Source organism: Mangrovibacterium marinum (assembly GCF_003046625.1).
Classification (GTDB): Bacteria; Bacteroidota; Bacteroidia; order Bacteroidales; family Prolixibacteraceae; genus Mangrovibacterium; species Mangrovibacterium marinum.
The window spans coordinates 1-19,797 of the sequence record NZ_QAAD01000012.1; the positions used below are offsets into that span (position 1 = coordinate 1).

Here is a 19,797-nt window from a genome sequence, read left to right on the forward strand (position 1 = left end):
ATTGTGATGGTCTGTACATCGCTGCTGGTGTTACCCGCGCAGTCTGTTACGGTCCAGGTTCTCAGGATATCGCCAAAGCCGCAGTTATCCAATCCCGACAGATCGTCGCTGTAGCTTGGTTCAAGCATGCCGTCGCAGTTATCCTCCGCGGTTGCCATTCCCGCATCGCCCATTTCACATTCGAAGCGGATATCGGCTGGTAAGGTCAATACCGGTGCGGTATCATCATAGATTGTGATGGTCTGTACATCGCTGCTGGTGTTACCCGCGCAGTCTGTTACGATCCAGGTTCTCAGTACATCGCCAAAGCCGCAGTTATCCAATCCGGACAGATCGTCGCTGTAGCTTGGTTCAAGCATGCCGTCGCAGTTATCCTCCGCGGTTGCCATTCCCGCATCGCCCATTTCACATTCGAAGCGGATATCGGCTGGTAAGGTCAATACCGGTGCGGTGGTATCTACAACACTAATTGTTTGAGATGCACTAACACTGTTACCACATGCATCGGTCGCAGTCCAAGTACGGACAATAGTATATACGCTAGGACAATCAGTTCCTATAATTTCCTCACCTACATATTCAACAGCTACCTCTCCGTTGCAGTTATCCGTAGCACTCGCAGTACCAACTGTTGGAACTGCATCACACTCTACGGTTACATCTTCAGGTACTGTTAACTCTGGTGCCACTTCATCCGGCAGCACCGTAAAGGTTGCACTACAGGAATCCATATCGCCGCAATAATCCACCGCTTTGATCCAGTGAGTTACGGTAAAGCCACAGGAAACGTTTGATGGAAGATCTTCAGGCAGCGGTGTGTCGCCTTGAGTTATTGAAACCTCTGCAAAATCATTACCTGTTCCTTCCACCAGTTTAAAGGAGGTTCTCCAGTCGTCCCATTCCTGTTCCAGATTGAGTTCGGTACACGGCTCATATTCTACATTGCCGGGGCACTCCACAACCGGAGGATTCTTCAATACGCTTACTTGTGCGGGCGGGCCGGGGAAGTCTTTCAGCTCAGCTGTTGCAGACTCACCTGAAGTCCGGGTACGTGTAAATACGGTGGCAATACCGAAGCAAGGATTGATGACCTCATCGAAGAAGGCACTCAAATTTATGGCACCTTCACACCACTGGTTAATATCATAATAGGGCAACATACCGGTATAGCCCGGACCTCCGTTTGTTCCGGGCAAACTCACCTCTTCCTGATTTCCAAAAGCCGGAAAATGGACATAGGTCTTTTCGGTATTAACCGTAGCCAAAATTGTTCCGTGCGGATAGTCGGTATAATGGACGTACTGGTATGTATCGCCCACTTGCGTCCAGATCAGCACAATTACGTTGGCTACGGGTCCGCCATTGGTAAATTCAACGGTTACCAAAATATCGCCGGGAGTTCGCCCTCCCGTTGCCGGATCGGCTTCGCTGTAAAATTTTCCGTAATAGTAGCCAGCATTGTCCTGTCCCAGCGTATCCATATAAAATGGCTTTTGCAGAAACTCGAAGTCGATATAACTACTACCGTTGGTTACTTCGCGGTCGGCAGCCCAAGACACCCATAAGTCATTGGGATCGCCATACTCCCCATTAATCCCTTGTATTTCGGGATTACCTCGGGTAAAGATGACCCCGGCATTTTGAATCTCGTTTTTATTCGGATTCGAGCCGACGCCCCATTCATACGTGTTCGGATTATCGTTAATCTTATTCCGACCCAGGAAAATCGTCGGATCTTTGTTGGTAATATCATCAATGTACCGGACCACCGTGTAATCATCCACTCCGGGATAACTGTGTTCCGACACATCGAAATAAGGAGGAGTGGCTATCGGAAGAATATCGAATACACCACCGCCGTCACCGGGATACACCTGTTCCCAATAAAAAATATCTCCGGCAGTCCCATAGTTCTGGGGAAACCCGGAGGTATTATCAATCAACGTGAAGACATGATTGGCGTAAGCGTTTCCATCGATCGCCGTACCGTTCGTCGGTGCCATAACCGGCGCAATCCCCTGAATATTTCCGGGTTGAGCCTGAACAAATTGTGGCACACATAAGAATGTCAGCATCGCAAGCATAAGGCAGCAATGCCAACACCAACAACCTTTTCTTTTCATAAAAGAAGCGAGGTCAAAGTCGTTCATAATTATTTGAATTTAGATTTTACCTGCTTGCAAAAACCGCCGTTCGAAAGCATCTTTTTCGCTGACTTAAAGCAGCTTGCAAACATCACCATTCGTATATAGAAATTCCCTTCAAAACAGGGAATCACAGTAGAGAGTGTCGGGGCTGATGGCCTCCGAGAAATTCAAAAAAAAGTTAGGGGAAATAAAATCACAGTTCAATCAGGAATTTTACGGATATTTTGCAGAAACAACTTCTTCATTTAACATTTAGACTACCAACTCCAGGCGACAGGCTCCAACAATGAAAGATCTACGAGTCAGAAGAAGAGAAGTAAATATCGATCGGATTTCGAATGACTCAACTTGGAAGACAGGAGCAACAAGCCTGGAACACGAATCAATCAACAAGCTGTTTTAACGTGCCTTAAGCTACCCTCCAACAACAAAACAGCCATCACCTGAGGCTATCGAAGGCTATAATTTGTCGGATTAAGGCTTTCTTTACAAGTGGGAACAGAAGAGAAGAAGGAGTTTCGAAAAGCAGCTTACCGACTCAGACATGGTGAATCATCTATTCTTAATTATTCTTATCCACACTGGTCGTTTTGCCTGACCGGCAGGAAAAACAAGCTCACCAATTGCAGGGATAGATCCCGGCCAGGAGAGAATATCAAAGGGAGCTGGCGACGGGTATAGTCTACCACACCGACGGGCTTCCAATTCGTCAAGGCACATCCGGCCTATTACGGATTTACGCCACGTAATTCAAACTCGACATTCGATACAATTTCGTCGCCTACTTTGGCTTCGGCAGTAACCTGGATTGTATCGTCGGAAATGTATTTACTAATACGCCCCACAAAGCGAACATGCTCCCCGGTAAAAGCCAGCCGGTAGGCACGGATTGATGTTCGCGGACTGATAATTCGCTTGAACCCCGGCACATTGTGTTTAAAAAGCGCGAAGCCGAGCTCCCCAAAGAGGTTTCCGATTAAGGCTACCGGCAATGCCGGATAGTTTCGGAAATGTCCTTCGCACTCGCTGGCCTGCACAATGCCAAACTCGCCGGTAGCACGCTCACCGTTCAGGGTGATGTCGGACAAGTGGCGCCGGTTAATATAGGGGCTCACGCCATTGTGAACGGGGGTGTCGACCTGGTATTTACCGTAGAATTTCGTAAACACCGCCGGACTCATCACCAGGTACTCCACCTCGGCGGTAAAAATCACTTCGTTGTCAGCGCTCAGCAGTTCGCCATAAACGGTTCCTTTTCGCTTTTCCATGAGTGTTGGCTTGGCGGTCAACAGAAGCTCTTCGGCCGCAAATACCTGATCGCTCTTCCGGCTTAGCAGTGCATGAACGGCCAGGTAATAGTGGCGCTTTTTATGATTGTAAGCGTGAGCCAGAACGATCGATCCCAGGATGGCCAGGTGCCGGCCGCACTCGCCGCCGCCCATCGGGCCGCCTTCGTCGCGGTCGATATATTCGTTCACCACGGTTGCCCGAATACTGCCATCGTCCTGCACTTCCAGATCCTGCAAAATGTTGTATGGTTCTTCCACCATTATCAACTCCTCTAAATTCAACACTATCTTTTCCTGCTTCATAACTTCGATATTGACTTTTTCGACAAAAACGACAGTAAGACCATTGATCGCAACCTGTAGCCGTCGACTACGAATTTTCAAAGAGCTTATTCATTTAAATTGTCTGAATGAAAGTTAGTGACTTCCCCAAGGATATTCAATCAGGGATTTTACGGATATTCGGGGCTCAGATGATCAGGCGATTGTGGAAGGCATACTTGACCATTTCGGCTGTTGATTTTAGGCGAAGTTTAGTCAGAATGTTCTTCTTGTGAGTTTCCACCGTCCGCGGACTGATAAACAGCTGCTTACCAATTTCCTTGTAGGTCAAGCCCTGACAAAAAAGTTTCAGGATAGAAATTTCGCGCTCGGTGAGAATATTCCGGCGGCTGGCCCCGGGCCGAACTGCTTTGGCGGGAGACACATCTTTCAGCCATTTTTGCATCTCGGCGGGGATATAATTGGTTCCGGAGGTTACCTTCCGAAGTGCTTTTCGCAAGTCGTCGGGGGTTTCATTTTCAAAAACAAAACCGCGAACGCCCAATTTCACCAGATCGGCAAAGCAGTCGGAAAACTGCATGCTGGTCATAATTACCACCGGGAGCTCCGGAAACTTGCGAATAATTTTTTTCAACATACTACTGCCGGCGCCATCGGTATGTAAGATGTCGAACAAAAGCACATCTGGCATATTCTTTCGAATTTGCACCATCAGGTCGGCGACCTTACTGCTTATCCCTGTAATTTCAAACTGATCCTGATCCGAAAGCATCGACCTCAACCCGGAATTAAACAAGCTGTAATTCTCGAATATTGCAATTTTAACAGGCTGCTTCATTGTATACCCTCCCACGACTAAAGTTTCCCGCAAATCCAACCTTGTTTGTTTGGATGACTCACTAAAGGGCAGCTCAAATTTGGTTTTTCCATCTGTAAGGATCTGCAAGTTACGACATACAGTCGGCGGAAATCAATCCGTAAAATTCCGTATTCTTATCCGTGAAATCCCGTATTATTTGTAAGCGGTAAAAAAGGAGGGTAAGCGAACACTAATCAACGAGTTTCGACCGCACAGCATATTTCACCAGGTCGATAGGTGTGTTCATATTCAGCTTGGAGAGCAAATTACTTTTATGGGTCTCAACAGTTCGGGGGCTAATCGAGAGTCGTTCGCCGATTTCTTTGTACGAGAAACCTTCAGCAATGAGTTTTAAGACTTGCAGTTCGCGCTGGCTCAGCATGGCTAATTCGCTTTGCAGGGTTTGCACCCGTTCGAACTGGTTGATCAGCTGGGTGTCGATTCCGTTTGGAGGCATCTGAAAATAGTTTTCGCCGGCCATCACAATATCCAGCGCCTGGTATAAATCCTCTTCGGAGCTTTCCTTCCAGACCACACCTTTCACCCCCCACATCACACAATCGAGCACTGCCCCCTGACTGGCATTAACAGCAATAACCACGACCGGTATGCGACTGTATGCACGCTGAAGATACTTCAGCATATCGACAACAACTCCTTCGGGAAGCACCAGATCGAGCATTATAACATCGGGAAGCGAGTTTTCCATACATGCAATGAGCCCTTTTAAATCGGCTGCTTCACCAACCACATCAAATTCCTCTTTGCTCTCAAGTAGTAATTTTAGGCCGGTTCTAAGGATGTGGTAGTCTCCCACAATCACGATCTCTCTTTTCACAAGTATAATTTACAGCATTTTATGCAGATTGTCAATCACTTCAGCCGATAAAATTCGAGCTTCGTAGTCTGAATTTGATTTCAACTGTTAATTTTGGGCTCAACTTTAACCGGATATGTGCTATGATGATCGAGAAATTTCCCTCGCGCTTACTGGAAAATGCCGTTAATGAATTTTCGAAACTCCCGGGAATCGGACGTAAAACGGCCTTGCGTCTGGTTTTGCATTTGCTGAAGCAGGAGAAAAATGATGTTGAACTTTTTGGCAACAGTATCATCCAGGCCCGCACCGAGATCAAACACTGCAAGGTCTGTCACAACATCTCGGACCACGACATTTGCAACATCTGCAGCCAGCCCGAGCGTACCGGTGAAATTATCTGCGTTGTGGAAACCATTCGCGATGTGATGGCCATTGAAAATACCCGCCAGTATATTGGTTTGTACCATGTGCTGGGAGGAATTATTTCGCCCATGGATGGCATTGGTCCATCCGATCTGGAGATTAACTCGCTGGTTTCCCGGGTTCGGGAAGGGCAAGTGAGTGAGGTGATCTTAGCATTAAGCACCACCATGGAAGGTGATACCACCAACTTCTATATTTATAAGAAACTGAAAGAGCTGGATGTTAAAATTTCGACCCTGGCGCGGGGTGTTTCCATTGGCGATGAGTTGGAGTATGCCGATGAGCTCACCCTGGCACGATCCATTAAAAACCGACTGGATTTTGAAAGCTCGCTTTCGCAATAGCCCCCCACGATGAAGCTATCCGTTATTATTGTCAATTACAATGTTAAAACCTTGCTGGAGCAATGCCTGCTTTCAGTTGAGCGTGCTATGCAAGCTATTGAAGGCGAAATTATTGTTGTTGACAATGCTTCGGCTGACGAGTCGTGCACCATGATTCAGGAGAAATTTCCGCAGGTTCGCCTGCTGGCCAACAAGCTGAACGAAGGCTTTTCGAAAGCCAACAACCGTGCCCTGCGAATCGCTCGCGGGGAATACTTGCTTTTGTTGAATCCGGACACTTTGGTTCCGGAAGATTGCTTCGATCGGTGTATCGATTTTATGGATCGCCACCCCGATGCCGGAGCCCTGGGGGTGCGCATGATTGATGGTGGCGGGCACTACCTGCCCGAGTCGAAACGGGGGCTGCCAACCCCCTGGGTGGCCTTTTGCAAGATCTTCGGTTTAACCAGACTCTTTCCCGGCTCACGACGGTTCGCCGGTTATTACCTGGGCCATTTACCCAACGACAAAACCTGCCCGATTGATGTTTTGGCCGGCGCTTTTATGTTTATGCGCCGCAGGGCCATCGACCAGGCAGGCTTGCTCGACGAAAGCTTTTTCATGTATGGCGAAGATATTGACCTATCCTTCCGGATTGGGCAGTGTGGCTTTCAGAATTACTATTTTCCGGAAACAAACATTTTACACTATAAAGGCGAAAGTACCCGTCGGGGCAGCCTCAACTATGTTGTGTTATTCTACAAAGCCATGCTGATTTTTGCCAACAAGCACTTTTCGGGTCAACATAACGGGCTGTTTAAAATCCTGATTAAGCTCGCGGTTTATTTCCGGGCGCTCCTATCGGTTCTTAGCCGGATAGCAGGCGTAATGGTCAGCCCGCTGCAGCGCTTGCGCCCACCTTTCGGAACAGGCAGCCCGAAACGAGCACTGCTTATTGCTGCTCGCGAGCGATTCGGGGCTTGCCAAAAGATGCTGAACAACTCGCCCACCCGCTATCAGCCCCTCGAGCTTATGGCACCGGAGAAGCTGGAACAAACAGCCCGGGCAGTTGAAGCCTTTGCCCCGGACGTCCTCATCTTCGACCTGAATTCCGTTTCGGCCACGCTCATTATTCAAACGATGGATCGCCTTTGCAGATCAAACATCCATTTTAAAATCGTCGGCCTGTAAAAGGGCACAGCTGCCCCGCCAACACAGTTTCGCCCGCGCAACAGACCTGCTGTTTGCCCGAATTGCAAAAAAATCGCGACCTTTGGTTGTGAATATATCCTTAACGCCTAAAAACACCGCATGCCGAATAATCAACTTCATTTTGGAAAAATCAATCTTCGTCCGCTGGAGCCAGAGGATTTAGAGCTTTTATACCAATGGGAGAACGACAGCTCGCTATGGCAAGTCAGCAACACCCAAGCTCCGTTTTCGCGCTTCATTTTGAAACAATATCTGGAAGAATCGCATCGTGATATTTACGAGACAAAGCAGTTGCGCTTAATTATTGAAGCAGAAGAAGCGATTGCGGTCGGAGCGATTGATCTGTTCGATTTCGATCCTTTTCATCAACGCGCCGGCATTGGTATTTTAATTTATTCGCCAGCCAACCGGCAAAAAGGGTATGCTGCCGATGCCTTGCAGCTGATGTGCCGCTACGCCAAAGAAACACTCGGGCTGCATCAGCTTTATGCCAACATTGGGGCAAATAATCCGGCGAGTATGGGCTTATTCGAGAAATGCGGATTCAGCCTTTCGGGAACGAAAAAAGATTGGCTGAACAGTCCAGCCGGACGAATTGACGAGCATATCTATCAGCGTATTTTGTAATCCGTTTAAAGCAAGTCGCTGTATGCCGGAATGTCTTTAAAGAACCGGTAATTACGCGCTTCGAAATCAACCTGGCAACAATAATGGTTCATCCCGTTGGAGACAATCAGATAGGGAACCATAAAGGTGAGGTTGTAGCGGGCAATCTGGTCGAACGCTTTTTGGGTGATTTTCACTTCGGGGGCTTTAAACTCGACAATCATCAGTGGTTTCCCGGCCTTGGAGTAGACCAAAAGGTCGGCCCGGAACTGGTTTTTGTTCAGCTTCAAGCCGGTTTCGATCGCCATGAGCGATGCCGGGAAGTTCTTTTCTTCAACCAGATAACGAATAAAGTTCTGACGCACCCACTCTTCAGGTGTCAGCACCAGAAAGCGCTTGCGGATATCGTCAAAAATCTGAACTTTCGAGTCTTGCTGACGGGTGCGGAAGGAATAAGTGGGTAAATTTAGCTGTTTGAACATTTTAAAGTATGCAAAGTTGTATTTTTGTCAAGCTGCCGGCTTTGCGGTCGCGGCAAACATACAGAATCAGGTACAAATATATCAATTGCAGATGAAGACAAAGAAAGAGATTGTGGACAATTGGCTTCCCCGCTACACCGGCAAAGCACTTGAAGAATTTGGCGAATATATCATTTTAACCAACTTTCAGTTGTATGTTGAGATGTTTGCCAAACGATTTGACGTTCCGGTTGAAGGGGAAAACAAGAATATGCCGAGTGCCAGCTACGACGACATGACCATTATCAACTTTGGCATGGGCAGCCCCAATGCGGCAACCGTCATGGATTTGTTAAGTGCAATTACGCCCAAAGCAGTACTCTTTCTGGGCAAATGTGGCGGACTGAAAGCAAAGAACAAACTCGGCGACCTCATCCTGCCTATTGCGGCCATCCGCAGCGAAGGAACCTCGAACGACTACCTGCCCGCCGAAGTGCCGGCCCTTCCGGCCTTTACCCTGCAGCGGGCAGTATCGACAGCCGTCCGCGAAAACCAAAAAGATTACTGGACAGGGGTGGTGTACACGACCAACCGGCGGGTTTGGGAGTTCGACGAACGCTTCAAGAAATACCTGAAGAAAACCAGAGCCATGGCTATTGATATGGAAACAGCAACGATTTTCACCGTTGGCTTTGCCAATAAAATTCCGACAGGTGCCTTGCTGTTGGTTTCGGATCAACCCATGATTTCGACCGGCATTAAGACCGATGCCAGCGATAAAAAGGTAACCTCCGAATTTGTGGAGATGCACATTAAAACCGGCATCGACGCCTTGGTGGAGATCAAAACCAACGGCCGATCGGTAAAACACCTGAAATTTTAATCTTTTAATGCCCCGACATGACCTTTGACCAAATTCTGACTGCGCTCAAGAAAAAAGAATATCGTCCCGTTTATTTTTTGATGGGCGAAGAAAGCTATTTCATCGATCAGATTTCGGACTATATTACCGAACATGTACTGACCGATGCTGAAAAAGGCTTCAACCAGCACATTTTATATGGTAAAGACACCGACATTGATACGATTATTACCTACGCGCGCCGTTTCCCGATGATGGCCAGCCACCAGGTTGTTGTTGTCCGAGAAGCGCAGAACATCAAAAAAATTGAGGAGTTGGAAGCCTATATCAAGAATCCGCTTCAATCGACCATTCTGGTGATCAACTACAAGTACAAAAGCCTGGATAAACGCAAAAGCTTCAGCAAGCTGGTGGACAAAAACGGTGTTTTGTTTGAGTCGAAGCGCATTTACGACAATAAGCTCCCCGACTGGATCAAAAGCTACCTGGCTAACCGCAGCTTCACCATTGTTCCGCAAGCGGCGCAGCTGCTGGCCGAATACCTGGGAAGCGACCTGAGCAAGGTGTCCAACGAGCTGGAAAAGTTAATCATCAGCCTGCCGGCGAAAACCCAGATTACCGCCGACCATATTGAAAAAAATATCGGGATCAGTAAAGACTATAATATTTTTGAGCTCCAGAATGCGCTGGGGCAGCGCAATATTCTGAAAAGCAATCAGATTATCAACCACTTTGCGGCCAATCCGAATGCCAATCCGCTTCCGCGCACGATCTCGAGCCTTTATCAGTTTTTCATGAAGCTGCTCACCTTTCATTTTCTGGACGACAAATCGCCGACAGCAGCGGCATCGAAACTGGGCGTGAATTCGTATTTTGTGAAAGACTATATTGCCGCCGCCAGGCAATATCCGATCCGCAAGCTGGTTGCAATTATTGGAACCCTGCGCGAGTTCGACATGAAATCAAAAGGGCTTGGCAATGTATCGTCGAGCGCCGGCGATCTCCAGAAAGAATTAATTTATAAAATATTACACGATTAAATATGACTACAATCCTGATTGTCATCACCTGTCTGATATCGATTGCGGCATTTGGCAAACCTGCGCTGCTGGACAAGCTTCAGTTTAACGCCAGTAAAATTGTTCATCAACACCAATATTACCGGCTGGTGACACATGGTTTTGTCCATGCCAACTGGGAGCACCTGATCGTGAACATGATTGTTCTGTATTCGTTTGGCCGGGCCATCGAGCAGTATTTCTTCGTGTTCGGACGAATGGCCAATGCCTATTTTCTGCTTTTATATTTTGGGGGAATGCTTGTTTCCAATATCTATGCGCTGTACAAACACCGCAATAACTTCTACTACAACGCCGTGGGTGCTTCTGGTGCTGTCTCGGCAGTTTTATTTGCCGCCATTTTTTTCGATCCCTGGAACAAGATTTATTTCTTTGGGATCCTACCCATTCCGGGAATTGTTTTCGCCTTGTTATACCTGGCCTATTCGTACTACATGAGCCGCAAGCAGAACGATAATATTGCCCACGATGCGCACTTCCTGGGGGCTCTGTTCGGCTTCATTTATCCGATCTTATTAAATGCAAACTACTTTCAGCATTTTGTCGACCGGCTGTTTGGTGTGATCTAAATCGATGGGGCAGTTCATCCTATACAACAAAAAGCTTCACCCTTGCGGGGAACCGGTTCTCACGGCCGGCAAACTGCAACATCTGCTGTTTACCGATCAGCTGCGTATGTTGAAAAGCCAGATGCCCTTTTGGGAGGATCATCTTCGATTATGGAAGTTACATTTTAAGATATTCAAAATTGATGAACCCGATTTTTTAGCTCACGAAGGCAAAGATCTCCGGCGACAGATTGAAAGAGCCATCCATAAAAACCGCTGTTTCAAGGGAGCAACCATCCGAATTAGTTTTCTCTTTAATGAAGGAACGGTAGGCTACCTCATTGAAATCAACCCGCATCGGGAATCCTCGTTCGTCCAAAATCCGGATGGCTATCAGCTGGAATTGTTCCGCCAGTTCCAGAAGTCCGACTCTCCCCTGTCGGCCTTGCAGCTGGGCTCGGAGCCGATATGGACAATAGCGCGTGCGCACAGCCGCCAAAGCGGAAACATACCACTGATTACCAACACCAAGCACAGCCTACTGGAAACACCAGGCGCCAATATTTACTTTATCAAAAACAAACAGCTGTACACGCCCTCTCCCGGATCCGGTTGTTACATCAATCCCGCCAAACGGGTTATCGCCCAGCTTTGTGAGCAAATCGGCTTTGCGCTTCATGAGCTCGACCAGATCTACGAAGATGACATCCAGGATGTTGACGAGGCTTTTATTGCGAACGACACCGATGGGGTGCAATACGTGAGAGGTTTCGGCATGAAACGTTTTTACCGGAGGTACAGTCAGCAGATCGCCAACGGCTTTGAGCGGCTATTAATTCATTGACGGGTTTTCGGGAAAGTGTTCCCACATCAGATATTTTCCACCGATTCCTTTCACGATGTTGAGCCACATTTGCTTCTTGGACTCCTCGCCCATCACGGCTTGCTGGTCAATATCGGTCACCAACCAACTATTTTCGGCCAGTTCCTCTTCCAGTTGTCCGTGATCCCAGCCCGAGTAGCCCATAAAGAAGCGCACATCACCGGGTTTTACCATCCCCAGGCGGATCTTGCTTTTCAGCTCTTCGAAGTCGCCGCCCCAGTACAGATCGTCTTTAATGTGGATGCTTCCGGAAATTTCGGTTCCCAGCGAGTGGATAAAATAGATGGAATCGGTACTTACCGGTCCGCCAACATACACATCGGCATCGAAATCGGGAAAGTCGGGAATAATCTGATTTATTGGATAATCAACCTTTTTATTTAAAATGAATCCAACCGCTCCTTTGTCGCTGTAAGCGACCAACAAAATGACCGCTCGGTTAAAATAGCTGCCCGGCAAAAACGGCTCGGCAATCAAAATCCGTCCCTTTTGCGGAGCCACATGGTTGGTCTCAATTTTAAATATGTTGATATTCAGCTTCATAATTTGATATCAATTTAAAGAAAAATCTTTGATATATCAAATAGCTGAGGAAACGGAATTCGGGAATTTATTGCAGTTTCAGGTCTTCAGCCTGCCTTGCCCGAAAAACGGGAGCCTCGGGGAAAGCGGATTTGGGGTTCACTTCTCGACCACTACAAACACATCTTCGTCCTGTTTGTGCATCAGAAACTGCTCACGGGCAAACTTTTCCAGATTCTTCTGACTGGTCTGAAGCTCCTCAATTTTCGTTTTGTCAGCTTCAATTTTTTCACGCAGCAGGTCTTTCTGCTCCGTCAGCTGCTTCAATTTCGATTTATTTTGAAGATGTTGCCACACATTGTGCTCGTTGATCACAAGGATATAAACGGCAAAGGCCAGGGTAACAACTCCCCATTTGGTGAATACCTGTTCGCGAATCCATTTCGGTGTTTTCAACATAGCTTGCAAATCTTTCAAACAAATGTAAGTAGTCTGGCAGAAAAAACAAACAGCTCGCCGGCGAAACAGCAGCTTGCGCTATCGGGACGAACTTCGCCTTGAGCAGCTGACGGCTGAAGGCAAGTCGCAGTCTCAGTCGCAGTCACAGTCGCAGTCGCAGGCGCAGGCGCAGTCTCAGGCGCAGTCTCAGGCGCAGTCTCAGTCTCAGTCACAGGCGCAGTCGCAGTCGCAGTCGCAGTCGCAGTCTCAGTCTCAGTCTCAGTCTCAGTCTCAGTCTCAGTCTCAGTCGCAGTCTCAGTCTCAGTCTCAGTCTCAGTCTCAGTCTCAGTCGCAGTCGCAGTCGCAGTCTCAGTCTCAGTCACAGGCGCAGTCGCAGTCGCAGTCGCAGTCGCAGTCTCAGTCTCAGTCTCAGTCTCAGTCTCAGTCGCAGTCTCAGTCTCAGTCTCAGTCTCAGTCTCAGTCTCAGTCTCAGTCTCAGTCGCAGTCTCAGTCGCAGTCTCAGTCTCAGTCTCAGTCTCAGTCTCAGTCTCAGTCTCAGTCTCAGTCACAGGCGCAGTCGCAGTCGCAGTCGCAGTCACAGTCTCAGTCGCAGTCACAGTCGCAGGCGCAGTCGCAGGCGCAGGCGCAGGCACAGGCGCATCAGTCGAAAGATCCCAGATCAACGAAGTTGTCAGGTTATCGAAAGTTGTCGAAAGTTGTCGGGTTGTCGTTCTAAACCTGACCGAAGCGATTTCGGCCATTTTTATTGATGGTGACGCGAGAACCTGCTGCTCAGTCCAATCCCGGAGGGATGCTACTGGGGTAGATAAACGCAACAATACTCAAAATTCCGTCCCGTACGGGACGGTACTGCCATCCTGTCGACTTGCGTGCTACCCAAATGGAATGGCTAAAGCCATTACCGAAAGATGAAAACCTATCCGACAGGGAAAAACATCCGCTTTAAGTCGAAAGTTGAAACGAAGAAAGTGATCAGTCCCAGTGTTCAGTCACATTTGTCGAAAGATCCCAGATCAACGAAGTTGTCAGGTTGTCGAAAGTTGTCGGTCCACATCTAATGAAAACCAGTTATTGACGTTGCGCCTTAGCGTCTTTGCGTGGTAGACTTTCACAGAAAAAACCTACATGATTCGGAGGGAATCTCCAACAGGGATGAAAGTGGTGGAAGACAGCAGAAGGCATTTAAGAGAAGACGGAAGCTCGCTCGGAGCGGGACCGGCCTACTTTTTATCGATGGTGAGAGGCGAACCGGAAGCTTAGTGAATCCGGGAAGCTCCGCCGACAGAAGGAGATCACCCGGCTGAACTTAGCTTTCGGAAGCTGACACCTGAAGATAAAAATAAGCCTTGCGTTTTCTGTTTCGTCTTTGGGGCAAGCCAAAGATGAAAACCCGTCCGGTAGGACAAAAGATCCGAATTGCGCAAAAGTAGGAGTGAAAAACAGCCAGTTTTGGGGCAACCCTCATCAGCGCTGGTTTGCTACAAAAGAAGCCTGGCTTCCGGTTGAAGCTGGACCCCTATTCAATACATCCCCGGTGCAGTTTGGAAACCCGGCCTACCGCAGGCATCACCCGAAGAGACTTTCACAGAAAAACACGGCCTTCAAGGGCGCAAAAAAAAGGAGATGTCCCCAAAAGAACACCTCCTTCATCGCATAAAAAAGTTTTTAATCCTGATCGGGCAAGAAATTCGGATAGCCGTATTCTTTGGCTGAAACAAAAGTCTCTTTCACGGTGCGGATGGAAGTCCAGCGCAACATATTGAAAACCGAGCCTGCCTTATCGTTTGTTCCCGAGCCGCGTGCACCGCCAAAAGGCTGCTGACCCACCACGGCGCCGGTTGGTTTATCGTTAATATAGAAATTACCGGCTGCGTTTTCCAGTCGCTTGGTCATCCGCTCGATGCTGTAGCGATCCTGCGAGAAGATGGCTCCGGTTAACGCATACATTGACGTTTGATCCACGAGCGCCAGGGTTTCATCAAGCTTTCTATCTTCATATACATAGACCGTCAACACCGGGCCGAACAGTTCGTCGACCATGGTTTCGTAGTCGGCTTTGGCAGCTAAAATAACGGTAGGCTCAATAAAATAACCGACCGACTTATCGCATTTACCGCCCCAGATGACCTGAGCATCCTTGCTGCTTTTGGCGCGCTCGATGTAGGCGGCCAACTTATCGAATGATTTTTCGTCGATCACCGCATTTACAAAATTGGTAAAATCTTCAACGGGTCCCATTTTTACGGTGCCCATCATTTTCTCGAAGCGCCCGCGCACATCAGCCCAGATACTTTCGGGAACGTACACCCTTGAGGCGGCCGAACATTTTTGCCCCTGGTACTCGAAAGCACCACGCAGCATAGCCACGGCCAGGGCTTGCGGATCGGCTGTAGGATCGGCAAAGATAAAGTCCTTACCGCCGGTTTCGCCGACAATGCGCGGGTATGCCTTGTATTTATAAATATTCTCACCAATTGTTTTCCAGATATTTTGGAACACTGCCGTTGACCCGGTAAAGTGGATTCCCGCAAAATCGGGGTGGCTAAAGATCACCTCTCCGGCCACCGGCCCCGCCACATACACCAGATTGATGACCCCCTCGGGCAAGCCGGCTTCCTGTAAGATTTCCATAATAACAGCCGCAGAGTACACCGAAGTATTGGAGGGTTTCCAGACGGCTACGTTGCCCATCATTACCGGTGCACTGGGTAAGTTACCAGCTATGGAGGTAAAGTTGAAGGGCGTGAGTGCGAACACAAAGCCCTCGAGCGGTCGGTATTCGTTATAATTCCAAATTCCGGCTGACGACTCAGGCTGCATCTGGTAGATATCAGTCATACATTTCACCCCATAGCGAAAAAAGTCAGCCAGCTCACACGCGGCATCAATCTCGGCCTGAAAGGCATTTTTCGACTGCCCAAGCATGGTTGCTGCGTTCATTTTGTCGCGGTAAGGGCCTGCCAGCAAATCGGCGGCTTTCAGGAAAATTGCGGCACGGTGTTGCCAGCCCATATCGGCCCACGCTTTCTTTGCATCTAACGCGGCATCGATGGCCATCTGCACATGTGACGAATCTCCTTCAAAAAAATAGCCCAGCGTATGTTGATGGTCATGCGGGGGGGCAATTCGCCGGCGACGATCCGTGGTCACTTCCTTTCCGGCAATAATCATGGGTAATTCAACTTCTACCGAACGCAATTCGGCTAGCTTAGCCTGTAAACTTTTTCGTTCGCCCGATCCGGGAGCATAAGTACGTACCGGTTCGTTTTTGGCAACCGGCACATTAAAAATTCCTTTTGGCATAGTTATCTTTTGTATCGTTTAATAAGTATTCTCCATTTAATCCGTGATCAACAAATCTAAAGAATACCCCCAAGCTAATCCATAATAAATATCAGCTTTCAGAAATTAGGGAGATAAAACGCTTCGATCCGCTTGCCCGTTCAAAAATTACTATATTTATCCAAAACTTTTTTTTTCATTCATGCCAGTGCCAATTTTCAACCTGATTGCCGACAAACTATCCGTAAAAGCCAATGATACCAACCGCAAAACACTCGGTTTGTTTCTGGTGTTTTTAGCGACAAGTCTCTTTGGCTTGTACAGCCTGACGATGGGGCTTTCGGGGAAACTAAAATATGTATGCACCCCTGGCGACGTCAGCCTGATGGCCATCTCGGTTGTCGGTTTGTATCTGCTCTACATTCGGAAGACACGTCTGGCGATCAACAGCATTTTTCTTTGGGTAATTCCGGCTTACTTTTATTATATATCGCCCGATCAGGCCATCATGCCAATCCATCATACCATTCAGTTCACCCTATGGACCGGCATTGCAGGCTTAGTGCTACTGTTGTTTCAAAGCAACAACCGCCGAAAACTCTTCCTGTTCTACCTGGTATGGCTTGGAGCCCTGGTACTGCATATAGTGCAAGCCAACAGAACCGAACTACTGGGGCAGCTTTACTGGAACCCGACAGAATATATCCTGAATCCGGTGATTGTGTTAACCATTGGGTTCATCATCTGCTTTGTAACGGCTTGGACTTACGGCCATCACATGAAGCTGCTGATCACCCAACTGGCCGATACCGAAACGCGTATACAGCAGTTTGAAAAGCAACTTCCGCAGGGCTATCTGCTTCTTCAAATAAACCGCGACGAACTGGGCAACCCGGTCAACCTGTCGGTGGTTAAGGCCAATAAAGCCTTCGAGGCTACCTTTCGGGTATCGATGCGCGAAATACGCCATGTGGATATTGATGTAATCTTCCCGAAGCTTTTTAAAAACAGCTTCAACTGGAATTATTTCCTACTACACTCCAGGAAGCGCCAGATGGAGCTACACCTGCCGCATCTGGACAAATGGTTTGAGCTGACCACCGTGATGCCAACCAAAGATCTGATAGCCTGCGTATTTTACGACATCACCAATAAGCAAAACGCGATATACAGTTTAAAGGAAAGCCGCAAACGCTTTCAGGTTTTACTGGAAGCTATTCCCGACCTGTTTTTCATTATCGACAAGGACGGGGTGTATGTCGATTTTGTGATTAAGGACTCGGAACAACTCGAAATTGACCGGGAAGACATTATTGGCAATTCAATTTTCGAGGTTGGTTTCTCGGAAAAGATGTCGCGGAAAATCTACCAGTATATTCAGGATGCCATTCGCTTCGACTCGATTGAGACGATTGAATATGCGCTGGAGGTGAATAAAGGTACGGCCATGTTTGAGATGCGCATTGCCAAACTCGACGACAACTCGGTAATTACCATTGCCCGCGACATTACCAAACGCAAGCTGGCCGAAATACGGCTGGAGCAAGCCAAACAAAAAGCAGAAGAGGCCGACCAGCTGAAATCGGCCTTTTTGGCCAACATATCGCATGAAATACGCACGCCCATGAATGCCATCATTGGTTTCTCGCGGATGCTGGGCTCCCCCGATTTTGACGATGACGAACGGGGCAAATTTATTGAGATTATCGTTAACAACGGGCGCTTACTCATGGAGATGATTAATGACATGATCAGCATCTCGAAAATTGAAAGCAACCAAGTGGTGATGCACAAAGGCTTTTGCAAGATCAACGATTTAATGGTCGATCTGTTTCGGGAATACAGCATCGATGTGGCCGGTAAGCCCATCAAGCTGAAGCTGAATAACGAAAATGCCAACCCCAAGTTTGGCGTGTCGACCGACCGCCAGCTGCTCACCGAGATCCTGAAAAAATTAATCGACAACGCCATCAAGTTCACCACCGACGGGGAAGTTGAGTTTGGCTATCGGATGGAGGGCAACGACCGGCTGAAATTTTTTGTCCGCGACACGGGCATTGGCATCGACGAGCAGAACCTGGAACGCATCTTCGACCGCTTTCACCAGATCGATCATAAGAAAAGCCGCAAATACGAGGGCACCGGCCTTGGTCTGGCCATTGCACAACATTACGCTCATGTTTTGGGCGGCAATATTGATGTTCAGTCGGCGATCAATCAGGGCTCCAGCTTTTCATTCAGCATTCCCTTCGAAAATGGCGATGGCCTGCTCACCGTCGTCCGCTAAAACGAGCGTGAGTTCAACTGCGTAAAGCCAACCAACTGCTCGTAACGATCGGAAATCCCTTTATAATAAACAAAGATCTGATAATCGTTCTCGGTTTCGAAATGGCTCCCCTCGAGCACCGTTTCGTCGGCCACGGTGGCTCCCTCGGGCACATACACATACTCGTAGTTATAGTAGCCCTGCTTCAACAAGAGGGTTAAATCGTATTGTTTGTGCGCGGCATCCCAGCTCATAGCCGTTCCTTTGCCGGTCGTCCAGTTGGTGAGGGCTCCGAAAACATGCACCGTTCCGCCCACCAGGGGCACCGGCACAGCCAGGCTGAAGTGCACAAAGGCGTAATCGCATTCCGTGTCGGGATCCTGAATACGGTCCTGACTTTCGACGGTGAAGTTGCCGTTCATTTCCTGGTATTCGAAATATTTTTTGTTCGACCGAATTTCATCCGGCATCACGCGAACATGATAATAAGCCTGATAAAAGCCAATCTCATCGACATTCTCACCGGTATATTTCCACGATCGCATATCGAAATAACGAAACTCGTTCCCTCCGGGAAACACATTCTGCTCATCGTAATCGTACACCAGCTCATTATCCCGCACAAAAATGGGTTTCAGGTCGCGGATGGCCGAGTCCCAGCGCCTGTTTTTCATCACCACCACCCGAATCTCGCTAAAGGGATCCTCAATTTTCAGCTGTCGGTGCAACACCGAGAAGTCAACCTCCTGGTTGTCGCCCTGAAAAGGATCGAAGGTTGCCTTTTTCACCTGTCCCTGCACTGCAACCTGCTGATCGAGCACAAAAAAGCGACGGCTCAACACCGGGTGTTCGCGATCGTTTCCCTCATAAACCAAGAGGATATAATTCCCCGAGTAGTTCAAACGGACCTGTTGATTGGGAATGGCAAGCTGATAGTTCACATAATCCATAGACGTGTTGAAGCTCAGGGCATAATCGTCGAGCGGGTTTTCGGCAAAGCCATCCAGGTATTCCGACTGCATCACAAAGGACTCCCGCCAGTCGGCATCGCAATGCAGGATGGTATAGTTATAATTCTTCACCTGGCCCGACAAATCGTCAAATTTCAGGACCAGCTGCTCATCGGTCCCCAGCGATAAAACAGGCATCGACAGCACACTGCCGGACGAGAACAACTGCACCGAATGGATATCGGGAATAAAAACCTGGTTTCGGTATACCTGGTCGAAGGCAGCCTGTGCCCGAGAATTTAATGAAAAAATAACGATCGAAATGAGCGATAGAAAAAAACAATTCCGGAACATTTTCATTTTAAAATCGATGATAAAGAAAGGCTTTCAACCGATGGTGGACGAACAGTTAAACATACAGTTATAAAACGACAGAATAATTGTTAATCAACCGTTTCAAAAGCCCAGGTTTCCAGACAAAGATTGTGAAAAGTTTTCAATAATAATTACTTTTGCTACCCATT

At 48.1% G+C, this 19,797-nt stretch carries 18 protein-coding genes; 9 read left to right on the plus strand and 9 right to left on the minus strand.

The window, feature by feature from the left end; genetic code table 11:
* From C8N47_RS12100 to C8N47_RS12115, 4 genes are all read right to left on the minus strand, one after another.
* Window positions 1-2,057: HYR-like domain-containing protein (locus tag C8N47_RS12100; RefSeq protein WP_425436633.1), on the minus strand; the 2,057-nt coding region annotated here is incomplete at its 3' end.
* 818 nt (window positions 2,058-2,875) lie between these two features.
* Complete coding sequence (locus C8N47_RS12105; protein WP_107822830.1) at window positions 2,876-3,739, minus strand: hypothetical protein; 864 nt, start codon at window positions 3,737-3,739, stop codon at window positions 2,876-2,878.
* A 166-nt stretch (window positions 3,740-3,905) separates the two neighbouring features.
* Window positions 3,906-4,556, minus strand: coding sequence for a response regulator transcription factor (locus tag C8N47_RS12110; RefSeq protein WP_146161521.1), 651 nt, complete (start codon window positions 4,554-4,556; stop codon window positions 3,906-3,908).
* 211 nt (window positions 4,557-4,767) lie between these two features.
* Entirely contained in the window at window positions 4,768-5,415 is a 648-nt protein-coding gene (locus tag C8N47_RS12115) for a response regulator transcription factor (protein WP_107822832.1), read from the minus strand.
* 122 nt (window positions 5,416-5,537) lie between these two features.
* On the opposite strand from C8N47_RS12115, the gene recR reads away from it, so the two are divergent.
* The 3 genes from recR to C8N47_RS12130 all read left to right on the plus strand — a co-directional run bounded on the left by recR (window position 5,538) and on the right by C8N47_RS12130 (window position 7,982).
* Window positions 5,538-6,164: a recombination mediator RecR gene (recR, locus tag C8N47_RS12120; RefSeq protein ID WP_281257129.1), complete on the plus strand. Its 627-nt coding sequence runs from the start codon at window positions 5,538-5,540 to the stop codon at window positions 6,162-6,164.
* Window positions 6,165-6,173: 9 nt separating this feature from the next.
* The gene (locus tag C8N47_RS12125; RefSeq protein WP_107822833.1) at window positions 6,174-7,334 is read left to right on the plus strand and encodes a glycosyltransferase family 2 protein; all 1,161 of its coding nucleotides are present in this window, start codon (window positions 6,174-6,176) and stop codon (window positions 7,332-7,334) included.
* Window positions 7,335-7,454: 120 nt separating this feature from the next.
* Window positions 7,455-7,982 carry a GNAT family N-acetyltransferase gene (locus tag C8N47_RS12130; RefSeq protein ID WP_107822834.1) on the plus strand — a complete coding sequence of 176 codons (528 nt, stop codon included), beginning with the start codon at window positions 7,455-7,457 and terminating at the stop codon, window positions 7,980-7,982.
* Between the two features lie 5 nt (window positions 7,983-7,987).
* On the opposite strand, the gene C8N47_RS12135 is transcribed toward C8N47_RS12130, so the two are convergent.
* A complete protein-coding gene (locus tag C8N47_RS12135; RefSeq protein WP_107822835.1) occupies window positions 7,988-8,443 on the minus strand; it encodes a type I restriction enzyme HsdR N-terminal domain-containing protein in 456 nt (151 codons plus the stop codon).
* A gap of 91 nt (window positions 8,444-8,534) precedes the next feature.
* Here C8N47_RS12135 and C8N47_RS12140 point away from each other — a divergent pair, with 91 nt between their 5' ends.
* From C8N47_RS12140 to C8N47_RS12155, 4 genes are read left to right on the plus strand one after another with little or no spacing between them, the layout of a single operon-like run.
* Entirely contained in the window at window positions 8,535-9,305 is a 771-nt protein-coding gene (locus tag C8N47_RS12140) for an AMP nucleosidase (protein ID WP_107822922.1), read from the plus strand.
* A gap of 17 nt (window positions 9,306-9,322) precedes the next feature.
* Window positions 9,323-10,324 (plus strand): DNA polymerase III subunit delta, encoded by a 1,002-nt coding sequence (gene holA, locus C8N47_RS12145; protein ID WP_107822836.1) that lies wholly within the window; start codon window positions 9,323-9,325, stop codon window positions 10,322-10,324.
* Window positions 10,325-10,326: 2 nt separating this feature from the next.
* Complete coding sequence (locus C8N47_RS12150; RefSeq protein WP_107822837.1) at window positions 10,327-10,932, plus strand: rhomboid family intramembrane serine protease; 606 nt, start codon at window positions 10,327-10,329, stop codon at window positions 10,930-10,932.
* A 4-nt stretch (window positions 10,933-10,936) separates the two neighbouring features.
* The gene (locus C8N47_RS12155; protein WP_107822838.1) at window positions 10,937-11,755 is read left to right on the plus strand and encodes an aminotransferase class IV; all 819 of its coding nucleotides are present in this window, start codon (window positions 10,937-10,939) and stop codon (window positions 11,753-11,755) included.
* On the opposite strand, the gene C8N47_RS12160 is transcribed toward C8N47_RS12155, so the two are convergent.
* Complete coding sequence (locus C8N47_RS12160) at window positions 11,744-12,337, minus strand: YqgE/AlgH family protein (protein WP_107822839.1); 594 nt, start codon at window positions 12,335-12,337, stop codon at window positions 11,744-11,746. The genes C8N47_RS12155 and C8N47_RS12160 overlap by 12 nt on opposite strands.
* Window positions 12,338-12,475: 138 nt before the next feature.
* The gene (locus C8N47_RS12165) at window positions 12,476-12,775 is read right to left on the minus strand and encodes an FtsB family cell division protein (protein WP_146161522.1); all 300 of its coding nucleotides are present in this window, start codon (window positions 12,773-12,775) and stop codon (window positions 12,476-12,478) included.
* Window positions 12,776-13,900: 1,125 nt separating this feature from the next.
* Here C8N47_RS12165 and C8N47_RS19005 point away from each other — a divergent pair.
* The gene (locus tag C8N47_RS19005) at window positions 13,901-14,035 is read left to right on the plus strand and encodes a hypothetical protein (RefSeq protein ID WP_281257088.1); all 135 of its coding nucleotides are present in this window, start codon (window positions 13,901-13,903) and stop codon (window positions 14,033-14,035) included.
* A gap of 405 nt (window positions 14,036-14,440) precedes the next feature.
* On the opposite strand, the gene pruA is transcribed toward C8N47_RS19005, so the two are convergent.
* On the minus strand, window positions 14,441-16,078 hold the full coding sequence (pruA, locus tag C8N47_RS12180) for an L-glutamate gamma-semialdehyde dehydrogenase (protein ID WP_107822842.1): 1,638 nt from the start codon (window positions 16,076-16,078) through the stop codon (window positions 14,441-14,443).
* A 181-nt stretch (window positions 16,079-16,259) separates the two neighbouring features.
* Between pruA and C8N47_RS12185 the strand changes: the two genes are divergently transcribed.
* Window positions 16,260-18,344, plus strand: coding sequence for a sensor histidine kinase (locus tag C8N47_RS12185; protein ID WP_107822843.1), 2,085 nt, complete (start codon window positions 16,260-16,262; stop codon window positions 18,342-18,344).
* On the opposite strand, the gene C8N47_RS12190 is transcribed toward C8N47_RS12185, so the two are convergent.
* Window positions 18,341-19,627 (minus strand): type IX secretion system plug protein, encoded by a 1,287-nt coding sequence (locus C8N47_RS12190; protein ID WP_170111381.1) that lies wholly within the window; start codon window positions 19,625-19,627, stop codon window positions 18,341-18,343. The two genes, C8N47_RS12185 and C8N47_RS12190, sit on opposite strands and share 4 nt — an antisense overlap.
* Window positions 19,628-19,797 lie beyond the last annotated feature (170 nt).